Genomic DNA, 14,532 nt, shown 5'->3' with positions numbered 1-14,532 from the left:
AAGGCTAGGGAATGAGAGATAAGAGGTAAGAAGTAAGAAACAAGAGGTGAGAGGCAAGAGGCAAGAAGTAAGATCAGTAGCAAGAGGAGAGAAAGTTGAGAAGCAGGCGATGAGAGGCCGGAAAGAAGCGTATTCTGTTTCTTGCCTCTTATCTCTTGCCTCTTGCTTCTTATCTCTTATTTCTCACGTCTATTTTCACTAATAGTACCCTGCTAATGAGTCTCTTAACACATGCAATGAACGGTTCATGTGGGCTTCCACGGTTCGTACGGAGATGCCCAGTTGCCCGGCAATGTCACGGTATTTCAGGCCCTGTTCGCGGCTGAGGCGGTAGATGAGCTGACCCTGCCGGGGTAGTTGTGCGATAGCCCGGTTAAAACACGCATCGAACTCATGATTGATGATACCCTGATCCGGCGATTCATTCGGCCCGGTAGGCGTGTGGTGGTCGTCGGTCAGTTCGCAATGGGCGTTTTCGTGGCGCATGCGGCTTTTAAGGTAATCGAGGGCCTGGTTTTTCACCGCCCGGTAGCAGTAGGGCTGAAACGACGCATAAATCTCGATCTGCATCCGGTTGCGCCAGAGCTTCATAAACACATCGGCCACGATCTCTTCCGCTACGTGCGCACACCGAACATAGCGGGTGGCATACTGGCAGAGCGGGGCATAATGAAGGCTAAATAACTGCCGAAAAGCCGGGTAATCGCTGGCTGCCGTAACCCGCCGAAATAGGGCATCGGACAGGCCGGATGCGCTGCTTCGTAACTGCGGCGCATTAGGCAGTTTTTCGGCAAAAAGTTGAGGCGTTGCCATATTATTTTGAGTAAGCGATACAATGGTTGCGCTGCCGACTTCGCCCGCTTACCACACTAAATATAGGCCCTGCTGCCTTGGATTGGCGCTATTTTTTCTGGTAAACAGCCTATTTTTCTACGCAATCGTTGCCGGGAACGATGCCACGCACGTAGCTGATCAAGCAGACGGTTACCTCAAAAAAATTTACTTTTTTCTACGAATCAGCTAAGTAGTGTCCCTACCGGTTGTCGTCTATGAGCTATATACGGAACGGTTTGTTCGTATTGGCACGCACAACCGCCGCTCTTTTGCACTAACCTCATCTACTGGTACCATGAAGAAACGCTTACTTATCCGGGCAGCTTCCGTTGGCTTGCTGACAAGCTGCTTACTGGGTCTGTTGCCTGACGGCAGCCTGGCTCTGGGGCATTCGCCCACTCATCACACGCAGGACCGTACCATAACGGGTACTGTTCGTTCGTCGGAAGACAACACCGCGCTGCCTGGTGTGAACGTAGCCGTGAAAGGCACCACCCGCGGTACCACCACCGACGCCAACGGCAACTACCGCATCAGTGTACCTGACGACAAAGCCGTGCTGGTGTTCTCATCGGTAGGCTTCAACGCGCAGGAACTGGTTGTGGGCAACCGTGAGTCGGTAAACATTACCTTGGAAGCCGATCTCAAGAACCTGAATGAAGTAGTGGTGGTGGGTTATGGTAGCCAAAGAAAGAGCCAGCTCACAGGGGCCATCTCGTCGGTGTCGTCGAAGCAGATTACCGAAATGCCCATCACCAACCTCGGTCAGGCGTTGCAGGGCCGCGTGGCAGGTGTCGACGTGGCGCAGTCGGGTAGCCGCCCCGGCACGGTGCCAACCATTCGGGTACGGGGTCGCCGGTCATTCAACGCCGGTAATGACCCACTCTACGTGGTAGACGGTATTCCGCTTTCGGCGGGGTACGAAGACCTCAATCCCAACGATGTAGCCTCGATGGAAATCCTGAAAGACGCCACCGCTACGGCCATTTACGGCGCGCGGGGCGCCAACGGTGTGGTGCTGATTACCACCAAGCGGGGAAACCTCAACAACAGAACAACGATCAGTTACGACAACTATGCAGGTACAACCGACGCGCTGGACAAAATACAGTTGTTCAACGGGGCGGAGTTTACCGAGTTTGTGCGGGAGGCCTACCGAACAACCGGCCAGTACACGGGTGCCGACGGAAAAGTGGTGCCAACGGGCCAATCTGATCCGGTGGCCGACGCGAAAATTTCTGTGCTGGGCGGCGACCCCAACGTGGCTGCTGGCATTGCTGCCGGGCGTAGCACCGACTACCAGTCGTTGATTTTGCGCCAGGGTTTCCAGCAGAACCACTCCCTTGGCATTCAGGGTGGTAACGAAAAGACTCAGTTTTACATTTCCGGGGGGTATTTCAAGGACAAAGGCATTCTGCCGGGCTTAGACTACACCCGCTACTCGCTACGGGCCAACGTTGACCATCAGATCAACAAAACCTTCCGGGTGGGCCTGTCGTCCTACTTTATGTTTAGCCTGCGAAACGGCGAGACCCTGAATCCGTATAGCGCTACGTTGCAGCAAAATCCGCTGGGTCGGCCTTTCGACGATAACGGCAACATGATCTTCTTCCCCACCAACGATGCCCTGCTCACCAATCCGCTGGCCGAGATTGCGCCAGGCGCCCAGATACAGGAACGGAAAAAATACCGGATTTTTAACAGCATCTACGTTGAAGCCAACATCATTGACGGGCTGAAATACCGAGTCAATTTCGGACCGGACTTTACGCTCCAGCGCTACGGGCGGTTTATTGGCGCGCAGACCAATGCCCGCAAAGGAGGCGACCCGCAGGGCGAGTTTAATACGTCATTTGGGTTCAACTGGACGCTCGAAAACATCCTGACCTACACCAAGTCATTCGGCAGGCACAACCTGAACGTAACGGCGCTCCAGTCCATTCAGCGCGATAATTTCGAAACCAGCAACATTTCGGTGCAGGGCATCCCCGCCGAGTCGCAGCAGTTCTATAATACGGGCAACGCCAGTTCGGTGTTGGGTGTAGGTAGTAACCTGACCCAGTGGACAATCAACTCGTACATGGCCCGGGTTAACTACGATTATAACGACCGGTTCCTGATTACCCTGACGGCTCGCCGCGACGGCTCATCTCGTTTCGGAGAAAACACGAAATACGGTACGTTCCCCGGCGTTGCCGTGGCCTGGAATATTAACAACGAAGCCTTTATGAAGGGCATTACCTGGATTGATCTGATGAAACTGCGGCTTAGCCGTGGCTCGGTAGGTAACCAGGGGGTAGCTCCCTACCAGACGCAGGGGCAGTTGGGCCGCACGGTCTACGCCTGGGGCAACAACCCCGCCTACGGGTACCGCCCAAATACGATTGGCAACCCGGACCTGAAGTGGGAAACCTCGACATCCTCAAACATCGGGTTGGATTTCAGCCTGTGGCGGGGTCGCGTATCGGGGTCGCTTGAACTCTACCAGACCAACACCACCGACCTGCTGCTGTCGGACCAGTTACCTACCTCGACGGGTTTCAACGCGGTGACGCGCAACATCGGCGAGACCCGCAACCGGGGGGTTGAGGTGAGCATATCGACGGTGAACGTAAACACGCCAAGTGGCTTCAAATGGAGCACCGACATTCAGTTTACCAGGAATAACGAAGCTATTCTGTCGCTCTATAACGGGGCAATAGATGACATAGGCAACAAGTGGTTTATTGGTAAACCCCTCACGGCTTACTACGACTTCAAGAAGATTGGCATCTGGCAGACAGCTGAGACCGATGCTGCCAAGGCGTTTGGCAACTTCCTACCGGGTCAGGTTAAACTGGCTGACGTAGATGGTGACGGCAAATTCTCGGTTACCAACGACCGGACGTTCCTGGGCTCGGACATTCCCACCTGGAGTGGCGGTATCACTAACCGTTTCAATTATAAGGGCTTCGACCTGTCGTTCTTTGTCTACGCCCGCATTGGCCAGACCATCCTGAGTGGCTTCCACCAGAACAACAACGCGCTGGCCGGTCGTTACCAGCAGATTAAGGTCGATTACTGGACGCCCAATAACCCAACCAACGAGTTTCCGCGACCCAACGCCAATCAGGAATTCCCGCTATATAACACGGCGCTCATCTACTTCGACGGCTCTTTCGTGAAAGTGCGGAACATCAACTTCGGCTATACGTTCCCGACCGGTGGGCTGGTGCAGCGCCTGCGGCTTCAGTCACTGCGGTTATTCACCAGCATTCAGCAGCCGTTTATCTTCTCGACCTACCGTTCAAAGTACAACGGCGTTGACCCCGAATCGACGAATGGCACGGTCGACAATGGCTTTGTCCCGGCTACCCGCGTGACCACGTTTGGTCTGAACGTTAAATTCTGATTCGTGACTGTAACACTGACAACTCTTTTTCAATGAAATCGACATTCATCACCCATAGCGTTCGGGTACTCGGCCTCACGGCTCTGCTGCTAACGGGCCAATCGTGCAAGGATATCCTGGACGAAACCGTTATTTCCGGCATCGGAAATGCCTACATCAACACGCCCAAAGGGTTTGAAGATGCAGCCAAAGCGGCTTATTCATCGCTCCGAAATTTCTACGCCAGCGAGCGAGGCCTTACCATGACCGAATACGGCACCGACATATACCAGGCCGGGGCCGACGGTAGCTACAAAGGCTTCCATTTCTACGACAGCCAGTTAAACAGTTCCTATGACATTATCCAGCAGGTCTGGGATGAGTTATACCGGGGTATCAACACCTGTAACGCCGTCATCGAACGGGCGCCAACAACGGCGGGTGTCACCGATGCGATTAAAAAACTACGGGTGGCTGAGGCAAAATTCCTGCGGGCACACTATTATTTCATTCTGACACAGCAGTTCGGCGGCATCGACCTGCGGCTGACGGAAACGCTTGGACCCACGAAAACGATCACCCGGTCTTCAGAAGCTGACATGTATAAAGCCATTGTGGCAGACCTCGAAGCAGCTATTCCGGATCTGGACAACAAAATTCGCTCAAGCGACTACGGCCGGGCAACCAAAGCGGCGGGTGAACATCTGTTGGCCCGCGTGTATCTGACCAAAGCAACTTCGTCGGCGAAAGCGGCAGACGATTACGCCAAAGCAGCTACGCTGGCGCAGAGCGTGATCAGCAATTACGGTTTCAAGCTTCTGCCCGATTTTGCCAGCGTATTTGCGCAGGGAGCCGGCGAAATCAACGACGAGGTGATCTTCGCGGTTCAGTATACGGCTGACCCCCTGACCAACATCAACTCAGCCAACACCAACAACGGCGATGGTAACAAACTGCACCTGTATTTCGGCATGCAGTATGACGTGCAGCCGGGTATGAAGCGCGACATTGCCAATGACCGTCCGTTTAAGCGGCTGCGCCCAACGACCTATCTGCTGGAAACCGTTTTCAAGGACCGCGTAAACGACTCACGCTACAAAAAGACGTTCAAAGACACCTGGCTGAGCAACAACCCCGGTGCTAACCTGAACACGTCGTTTGATAACAGCAAAGCGAAAATAACCCTAAAGGCGGGCGACACGGCTATTTATATCCCCGGCGTAGAATGGACACTGGCTCAGCGGGCCGCCAAGCCGTATCAGGTGCTTACGCCCAGCCTGTATAACGCAGCGCTGTTTCCCACGCTCCAGAAGTTTCTCGACCCACTTCGCCCCGACCTGACCTACGAGCAGGGTAGCCGCGATTTTTTAGCGTTCCGCCTCGCCGAAACGTACCTGATTCTGGCCGAAGCACAGTTAAAGCAGAATAAAACCACCGAAGCCACTGCGGCGCTCAATGCGGTGCGTCGGCGCGCAGCTTTCCCTGGCAAGGAGGCTGCTATGGAACTCAAGGCTGCTGACGTGACGATGGAAACGATCTATGAAGAACGCGCCCGTGAACTGACTGGTGAGCAAATCCGCTGGTTTGATCTGAAGCGTTGGGGTAACCTGGTAGAACGAGTAAAAAAATACAATCCCGATGCGGCTGTGAACGTGAAAGAAACAAACAACCTGCGCCCAATTCCGCAAACGCAGATTGACCGTACCACCAAAGCCGCCGACGGTAGCCCAGGCTTCCCGCAAAATCCGGGATACTAAATGATTTACAATGCACGAATTACGATGTACGATTACTGCTTACCGGACCAGCCAGCGCAGGTTTACACCGGCGTAAGCAGCAATCGTACATCGTAATTCGTACATCGTAAATCAACAGTAGATCACCGCTTCAATTCTCATTTATAACTTTATGGAAAACCGCAGAGATTTTATCAAAAAAACAACGCTGGCCGGGCTGGGCGTCACGTTTTCGGCCAGCAGCTATGCCCGCATCATCGGAGCCAACGAGCGCGTTCGGGTGGGGGTCATTGGCTTTTCAGACCGGTTTCGGCAGTCGCTGGCACCGTCGTTTGCCAACCACGCCAAAGAACTCAACTTCGAGTTTGTGGCCGTGTCGGACCTCTGGGAACGTCGCCGCAACGAAGCCGAAGCCTTTTTGAAAGAGAAAGGCCTGGCCAGTTCGAGTTTCGTGAAATGCCGCAACAACGACGAGTTGCTCGACCGTAAAGACGTCGACGCGGTGATGATCTCGACCGCCGATTTCCAGCACGCCCTGCATTGCGCCGCCGCCGTAGAATCGGGCCGCGACGTGTACGTGGAGAAGCCCTTCGCCGAATCGCTGGAGGATGCCCGCAAGGCCCTGAAAGCCGTGACTAATTCCAAGAAAATCGTGCAGGTTGGCTCGCAACGACGGTCGGCACCCAACTACCACGCCGCCAATGAATACATCAAGTCGGGCAAGTTCGGCGACATTTCAATGGTGGAAATGACGTGGAACGTGAATCAGCCGGGCCGGTGGCGCAGGCCCAAACTCGTGAGCGAAATCCGGCAGGAAGACATCGACTGGAAACGCTTTCTGATGAACCGCCCCAACGTGGCCTGGGACCCGCGCAAGTACCTGGAGTACCGGTTGTTCTACCCCTACTCGTCGGGTATTCCGGGGCAGTGGATGTCGCACCAGATTGATACCGTGCACTGGTTCAGCGGGTTAGACCATCCACGTAGCGTGGTAGCCAACGGGGGCGTGTACGTCTGGAAAGATGGCCGCGTAAACCCCGACACCTTCACGGCGGTGTTTGATTATGGCCCGGACAACGACAAAACCAAGGGCTTCCAGGTACTGTATTCGTCGCGGATGCACAACGATGCCGGTGGCGTGAAAGAATATTACTTCTCAAACGGCGGTATGATCAACCTCGACACCAACAAGATTTCGCCGGAAGGCGGACTGACGGCGGGGGCAGCCAAAGAGATGGGTATGCAGGCCAACATGCTGGCGGAACAATCGCTGGCCAATGCCGTGAAAATGTCGACGAGTGCCAACACCGGTGGTGACCCGATGACCTCGCTCCACGTGCGTAACTGGATGGAGTGCGTGCGTAGTCGGCAGGAGCCAAACGCCCCGGCGCGGGTTGGTTTCAACCACTCGGTGGCCAACATCATGGCCACCACGGCCCTGCACACGGGCAAGCGCGTAACCTGGGATTCGGTGAAGCAGGATATGGTTGTCAGCTAATAAATCACCCCACCCCCAGCCCCTACCCCTGAAAAGCAGGGGAGGGGAGCTACTCTACAGCAGCTTCGCGATGCGGAGCTTACGCCGGAGTAGCTCCCCTCCCCTGCTTTTCAGGGGTAGGGGCTGGGGGTGGGGTATCAACGTATATGAATGTGATTGGTAAAGCGGCAGCGGCCAATACGTTCGATGCCATCGTGGTGGGGTCGGGCATAACGGGCGGCTGGGCGGCGAAAGAACTGACGCAGAAAGGCCTGCGTACGCTGGTGCTGGAACGGGGCCGAAACGTAGAACACGTAACCGACTACCCCACCGCCCTTTGGCATCCCTGGGAAGTTCCATACCGGGGTCGCGACACCCGCGACCGTGTGGCCGAATACCCCGTGCAGAGCCAGAACTACGCCTTCAGCGACGCTACGAAGCATTTTTACGTCAAAGACACCGACCACCCCTACACCCAGCAATCGCCATTCTGGTGGATTCGTGGGTATCAGGTGGGCGGTAAATCGCTGATCTGGGGGCGGCAAACCTACCGCTGGAGTGACCTCGATTTTACGGCTAACGCCCGCGATGGGCATGGCGTCGACTGGCCCATTCGCTACGCTGATCTGGCTCCGTGGTATAGCTACGTCGAAAAATACGTGGGCATCAGCGGACAAACCGAGCACATTCCGCACTTGCCCGACTCCGAATTTTTGCCACCCTTTGAGATGAACTGCGTGGAAAAAATGGTGAAGGGTAAAATTGAGAAGCAGTTTCCGGGTCGGCGGATGAGTATCAGCCGCGTGGCGCACCTCACCGTGCAGCATCGGGGCCGGGGCCTGTGTCAGGCGCGAAGCCTGTGCGAACGGGGATGCCCGTTTGGTGGCTATTTCAGTAGCGTCTCAAGCACTATTCCCGACGCCCGCGCCACCGGCAGATTAACCCTGAAACCCGAATCGGTCGTCACGGAAGTACTCTTCGACGCCAAAAAACAACGGGCTACCGGCGTACGTGTGCTGGACGTAGCCACAAACGAAACGACCGATTATTTCGCCCCAATCATCTTCCTGAACGGTGGCACGCTCAACACCACGGGTCTGCTCATGCGGTCTGTCTCGGACCGGTTTCCAAACGGATTGGGCAACGACAGCGATACCCTGGGCCGGTATCTGATGGACCACCAGAAAAACATCGGGGCCACGGCTTCTGTAGAGGGTTTCGAGGATTCGTATTACTACGGTCGGCGACCAGCGCAGGTGATGATTCCGCGGTTCCGCAATATCTCGCCCGACACCCAACGCACCGACTATGTGCGGGGCTTTATGACCTACGGCGGTGCCTCACGGGCAGGCTGGCAGCAGGTGCTTCAGCAACCCGGCTTCGGTGTTGAATTGAAAGACGCCGCCACCCACCCCGGTCCCTGGCGAATGCAGCTCAGCACCTACGGCGAATGCCTGCCTTATGCCGACAACCGGGTTACGCTGAACCGTAACGTACTGGATGTAAACGGTTTACCTACGTTAAACATCGACGCGAAATTCCGCGAGAACGAAGCGGCGATGCGGAAAGATATGGGTGCGTCGGCGGTGGAAATGCTGGAAACGATTGGTTTGAAAAACGTAAAACAGTACGAAGACCATAACGTAATCGGCTTTTCGGTGCATGAAATGGGTACCGCCCGGATGGGTCGCGACCCCAAAACGTCGATGCTCAACGCGCATAACCAACTCCATGCCGTGAAGAATGTGTTTGTCACCGACGGCTCGGCGATGGCCTCAACGGCCTGCCAGAATCCGTCGCTAACCTACATGGCGCTGACCGCCCGCGCGGCCAACTTTGCCGTGAGCGAACTGAAGAAAAAGAATTTGTAAAAAGTGCATTGGCCCTGTGTGGCTTCGCGCTGTAGGGGCTGACGCATAGCCCTTCGACAAGCTCAGGGTGACAGCCCATTTAATGCAGTTTAGTGCATTTGATTCAACGTCCCTGTCACCCTGAGCTTGTCGAAGGGCTATGCGTCAGCCCCTACAGCGCGAAACCACACAGGGCCACTCCTAAAAAAGTATTCTCTTGACAAACCAAACAAACCTCCTCCATACCATGCGCTGGTTTGGCCCCAATGACCCGGTGTCGCTGATGGACATCCGGCAGGCGGGCTGCACCGGCATCGTTACTGCCCTTCACCAACTAGCCGTGGGCACTGTCTGGCCCGTGGAAGCCATTCAGGAACGCATCGGCCTGATTGAACAGGACAACCAAACCCACACGCCGCTGCACTGGTCGGTGGTGGAGAGTTTGCCCGTTCACGAAGACATAAAAAAAGGCAAGCCTTCGCGCGACGGGTACATTCAGAACTACCAGCAGTCGCTGCGAAACCTGGCGGCCTGTGGCGTGAAAACGGTTTGTTACAACTTCATGCCCGTGCTCGACTGGTCACGAACAGACCTCAGCTACCAGATGCCCGACGGCTCACGGGCGCTGCGGTTTGTGTGGGAAGACTTTGCCCTGTTCGACCTATGTATCCTGAAACGCCCCGGCGCCGAAGCGGATTACGACGCCGATGTAGCCACTGCCGCCCGTCAGAAATTTGCCGGTTTCTCGCCTGAGAACATCACGCATCTGACTGATACAGTGCTGCTTGGCTTGCCTGGTTCGGAAGAAAGTTTTACGTTGAGCGGCTTTCAGGACTATCTGAATGAGTACGCCGAAGTAGACGATGCGCGGCTGCGCGAAAATCTGTACTATTTCATCCGGGCGGTGGCTCCCGTCGCGCAGGAGGTGGGCATTAACCTCTGCATCCACCCCGACGACCCGCCAATGCCACTGCTGGGCCTCCCCCGCGTGCTGAGCACTGAAGCCGACATTGCCCAACTGATGGCTGCCTACGACTACCCGGCCAACGGCCTCACGTTCTGCACCGGTTCGCTGGGTGTGCGCGCTGACAATGACCTGCCCGCCATCATCCGGCGGTTTGGAAACCGCATTCACTTTCTGCATTTACGGTCCACAAAACGCGAAGACAATCCGCGTAATTTCCACGAAGCCGACCACCTGGCTGGCGACGTGGATATGTATGCCGTACTCCGCGAAATCGTGCTGGAACAACGCCGTCGTCTGGAAGCGGGTGAAGGTGAACCATCTATACCGATGCGCCCCGACCACGGCCACCAGATGCTGAGCGACCTGCAAAACTCTGCCCGATCCTACCCCGGCTACTCCGCCATTGGCCGCCTCCGGGGTCTGGCTGAATTGAGAGGGTTGGAACTGGGCATAAAACGGTCTTTAGTGTCTGACTATGAACAAGTTGAAGACGTAAGGGGGTTGGTTTGATTTTGAGTGACTGACCTCGTATAGTTGCTTACGCGAGTGGCTTCGCGCATCGTGTCCTTCGACAGGCTCAGGGTGACAGGAAAATTGAATCAACTCGGTGAATCTGCATCTATGTCCCTGTCACCCTGAGCCTGTCGAAGGACACGATACGCGAAGCCACTCGCGTAAGCAACCTGCCAACTGCCTCCACAACCCCCCCACCCCATGCCCACAAACCCAATCTTTTCCCTCGAAAATAAACGCGCGCTCATCACTGGCGGGGGTAGCGGCCTTGGGCTGGCTACGGCCAAATGCATGGTCCTTTCCGGGGCTGAGGTCATCATCACCGGTCGGCGGGAAGAAGCACTGCGCGAAGCAGTAGCGGAACTGAACGCTGGCCCGATGGGCGGTCAAAACGAGACGGGCAAGGCGCATTACATTGTCAACGACGTATCGAAGCTGGACGGGTTGGACGAACTGGTTGATCAGATCGACAGTGAGTTTGGCCCAATTGACTGCCTGGTGAACAATGCGGGTATAAACCTGAAAAAACCGGCTTTAGATGTTACTGACGCTGATTTCGACCGCATTATTCAGACGAACCTCAGCGCCGTTTTTGCCCTGACCCGCGCCTGTGCCCGGCAAATGGTGGCGCGGAAGCAGGGGTCTATTCTGATGATTTCGTCGATGGCTGCCTATTACGGCATCGACCGGGTGGTGGCTTATGCCGCGTCGAAATCGGGAGTGGAAGGCATGGTGCGGGTGCTGGCGTCGGAGTTTTCACCGCACAACGTCCGGGTGAATGCGCTGGCACCGGGGTTCATCAAAACGGCCATGAGCGCCGCCGCCATGAACAGCGACCCCGACCGACGCGACCGTGCCCTGCGACGAACGCCGATGGGTGATTTTGGTCACCCCGACGATGTGGGCTGGACGGCAGTTTTTCTCGCTTCCGACGCCGCCCGCTACATTACTGGTGTCTCCTTACCCGTCGATGGCGGTAATTCTATTGGTTTTTAAGCAAGCCTAAACCTCTTATTTTATGCCCTCTCCCCTCACCCGGCGCGGTTTTGTGAAAGCAACCGGTGCCCTCACCACGGCCGTTGTAGCTGGTTTTCCGACCATCGTACCCGCCTCTGTTTTTGGCAAAAACGCCCCCAGCAACCGCATCAACGTGGGTGCCATTGGCACGGGGCGCATCTCGCGGACGCACGACATGCCCGGCGTCTGGCAGTATGACAACGCCCTGATCATGGCCGTTTGCGACGTCGATGTAAACCGCGCCAACGATGCCAAAACGCTCGTTAACGGGGTCTACGCCAAGAAGACGGGCAAAGACTACGATGGCGTGAAAGTCTACACCGACCACCGCGAACTGCTGCAAAACAAAGACATCGACGCCGTGCTCATCAGCACGCCCGATCACTGGCACGCACCCATGGTGATCGACGCCGTGCGGGCGGGCAAGGACGTATACATGCAGAAGCCCGCCTCACTCACCATCTCGGAAGGCCGCGCCATGGCCGACGCCGTCAAGAAATCGGGGCGGATTATGCAGGTGGGCAGTCAGCAGCGGTCGTGGGAGCAGTTTCGGTATGCCGTGGAACTGGTGCGCAATGGACGGATTGGCAAAGTAAAAACAATTTACATCGGCCTCCCCGGCGACCCGTCGGGCAATGAGGAGCCGCCCATGCCAGTGCCCAAAAACCTGAACTACGACCGCTGGCTCGGCACCACCCCCGACGTGTATTACACCGAAAAACGGGTGCATCCGCAAACAGGCTACGACCGCCCCGGCTGGCTCCGCTGCGAGCAGTTTGGTGCGGGCATGATCACCGGCTGGGGGTCGCACCACGTCGATATTGCGCATTGGGCGATGGACCTCGAACATACCGGTCCGGTAGAGATTTGGGGACATGCCGATTTCCCAAAAAGCGGCCTCTGGAACGTCCACGGGCTGTTTGAAACGCACGCACTGTACGAAAACGGCCTGAAAATGGTGATCAGCAACGACCGTCCCAACGGCATTCGGTTCGAGGGCACCGACGGCTGGCTGTTCGTCTCGCGCGGCGATGCCCCCGTCACGTCTACCGACCCAATTCTGCTGCAATCGTCGAAAAAGCTGGATGCGTCGGACCCCAAGATTCTGACCTCGGTGATTGGGCCGAACGAGTTTCACGTACCGCCCAGCAAAGAACACCACGGCAACTGGCTGGAGAGCATCGTGAGCCGCAAGCAGCCCATTGCCCCCGCCGAAGTGGGCCACCGTTCGTGCTCCACCTGCCTGTTACACCACATGGCCATGAAACTGCCCCGCCACCTGCACTGGAACCCAAAAACCGAACAGTTCAAAAACGACCCCGAAGCCACCGCCATGCTCTCGCGCCCGCAACGGCCGTTGTATGCAATTAAATGAGTTCGAGGTTTAACGTCTAAAGTTGGGCTGACGCGAGTGGCTCCGCGCTCGTGGCCCTTCGACAGGCTCAGGGTGACAGCCCATCTAACGCAGTTCAGGTACGTTGATTCTAGTTCCCAGTCACCCTGAGCCTGTCGAAGGGCCACGAGCGCGGAGCCACTCGCGTCAGCCCAACTTTAGACGTTAAACCTCGAACTCCTTCCCCCTTATGAAACACAACAACCGCCGTCAATTTATTCGGCACAGTATGGCCTCGGCAGCGGGGCTGGTAGCCTTGCCCGAACTGGCCCTGTCTGCCCCGCCCAAACCGGCATTAATCCCAATAACCTACACCGGGGCTGCCCGAATGCGATTTTCGGTGATTGGCATCAACCACGGTCATATCTACTCGATGGTGAACGCACTGTTGCGCAACGGGGGCGAACTGGTCTCGGTGTATGCCGTGGAACCTGACCTGCTGGCCCAGTTTACAAAGCAGTTCCCGCAGGCGAAAGTAGCCCGGTCACAAGCCGAAATTCTGGACGACAAATCCATTCAACTCATTGCTTCGTCGGCTATTCCGGCTGAGCGGGCGGTGATTGGCATAGCCGCCATGCGCCACGGCAAAGATGTGATGGTCGATAAGCCCGGTATCACGTCGCTGGAGCAACTGGCCGAAGTGCGGAAAGTGCAACGCGAAACCAAGCGCATTTATTCGATATCGTATAGTGAGCGCTTCGAAAATCAGGCTACCGTAAAGGCGGGAGAACTGGTGAAGGCCGGGGCTATCGGCAATGTGATTCAGACCATCGGGCTGGGGCCGCACCGCATGACGCCCAAGTCGCGGCCTGAGTGGTTTTTCGACCAGAAGCACTACGGCGGTATTCTCTGCGACATTGGTTCACACCAGTGCGACCAATTCTTGTTTTTCACCGGCTCGAACACAGCTGACGTGGTAGCGGCACAGACAGGCAACGTTCACTATCCACAATATCCTCATTTTCAGGATTTTGGCGATCTGATGCTACGCGGTAACGGCGGCATGGGCTACGTGCGCGTTGACTGGTTCACTCCCGACGGGCTGAGCACCTGGGGCGACGGCAGGCTCACGATTCTGGGCACCGACGGCTACATGGAGCTACGTAAATACGTCGACATCGGCGGTCGTACGGGGGGTAGTCACCTGTTTTTGGTAAACCAGAAAGAGACCAAACATATCGACTGCAGCCAGGAACCCCTCCCCTACGGCGGCCAGCTCATCGACGACGTGCTGAACCGCACCGAAACCGCCATGACGCAGGCGCACTGTTTCCTGGCTACCGAACTGGCCCTGAAGGCGCAGAAAAAAGCGGAGGTGATTAAGTTGAGTAAGTAGATGAGGATAGACAAAGTTTTTGGACAGGATTAAAGGGAT

Annotated in this window: 9 protein-coding genes; 8 read left to right on the top strand and 1 reads right to left on the bottom strand. The window is 56.2% G+C overall.

Annotated elements, in window-relative coordinates; translation table 11 throughout:
* Positions 1-198: 198 nt before the first annotated feature.
* Positions 199-813 carry an RNA polymerase sigma-70 factor gene (locus J2I47_RS17275; protein WP_207365847.1) on the bottom strand — a complete coding sequence of 205 codons (615 nt, stop codon included), beginning with the start codon at positions 811-813 and terminating at the stop codon, positions 199-201.
* Between the two features lie 316 nt (positions 814-1,129).
* On the opposite strand from J2I47_RS17275, the gene J2I47_RS17270 reads away from it, so the two are divergent.
* The 8 genes from J2I47_RS17270 to J2I47_RS17235 all read left to right on the top strand — a co-directional run bounded on the left by J2I47_RS17270 (position 1,130) and on the right by J2I47_RS17235 (position 14,493).
* On the top strand, positions 1,130-4,225 hold the full coding sequence (locus J2I47_RS17270; protein ID WP_207365846.1) for a SusC/RagA family TonB-linked outer membrane protein: 3,096 nt from the start codon (positions 1,130-1,132) through the stop codon (positions 4,223-4,225).
* A 32-nt stretch (positions 4,226-4,257) separates the two neighbouring features.
* Positions 4,258-5,961, top strand: a complete 1,704-nt coding sequence (locus J2I47_RS17265; RefSeq protein ID WP_207365845.1) for a RagB/SusD family nutrient uptake outer membrane protein — start codon at positions 4,258-4,260, stop codon at positions 5,959-5,961.
* A 151-nt stretch (positions 5,962-6,112) separates the two neighbouring features.
* Positions 6,113-7,438 carry a Gfo/Idh/MocA family protein gene (locus J2I47_RS17260; RefSeq protein WP_207365844.1) on the top strand — a complete coding sequence of 442 codons (1,326 nt, stop codon included), beginning with the start codon at positions 6,113-6,115 and terminating at the stop codon, positions 7,436-7,438.
* A gap of 146 nt (positions 7,439-7,584) precedes the next feature.
* A complete protein-coding gene (locus J2I47_RS17255) occupies positions 7,585-9,288 on the top strand; it encodes an FAD-dependent oxidoreductase (RefSeq protein ID WP_207365843.1) in 1,704 nt (567 codons plus the stop codon).
* Positions 9,289-9,514: 226 nt separating this feature from the next.
* The gene (uxuA, locus tag J2I47_RS17250; protein ID WP_207365842.1) at positions 9,515-10,744 is read left to right on the top strand and encodes a mannonate dehydratase; all 1,230 of its coding nucleotides are present in this window, start codon (positions 9,515-9,517) and stop codon (positions 10,742-10,744) included.
* A gap of 204 nt (positions 10,745-10,948) precedes the next feature.
* Positions 10,949-11,743, top strand: a complete 795-nt coding sequence (locus tag J2I47_RS17245) for an SDR family NAD(P)-dependent oxidoreductase (RefSeq protein ID WP_207365841.1) — start codon at positions 10,949-10,951, stop codon at positions 11,741-11,743.
* A gap of 22 nt (positions 11,744-11,765) precedes the next feature.
* Positions 11,766-13,139 carry a Gfo/Idh/MocA family protein gene (locus tag J2I47_RS17240; protein ID WP_207365840.1) on the top strand — a complete coding sequence of 458 codons (1,374 nt, stop codon included), beginning with the start codon at positions 11,766-11,768 and terminating at the stop codon, positions 13,137-13,139.
* Positions 13,140-13,347: 208 nt separating this feature from the next.
* Complete coding sequence (locus J2I47_RS17235) at positions 13,348-14,493, top strand: Gfo/Idh/MocA family protein (protein ID WP_207365839.1); 1,146 nt, start codon at positions 13,348-13,350, stop codon at positions 14,491-14,493.
* Positions 14,494-14,532 lie beyond the last annotated feature (39 nt).

Source organism: Fibrella rubiginis, assembly GCF_017353185.1.
Lineage (GTDB): Bacteria > Bacteroidota > Bacteroidia > Cytophagales > Spirosomataceae > Fibrella > Fibrella rubiginis.
Note: the sequence above shows the minus strand (reverse complement) of the source record. Positions and strands in the feature narration are given on the sequence as shown.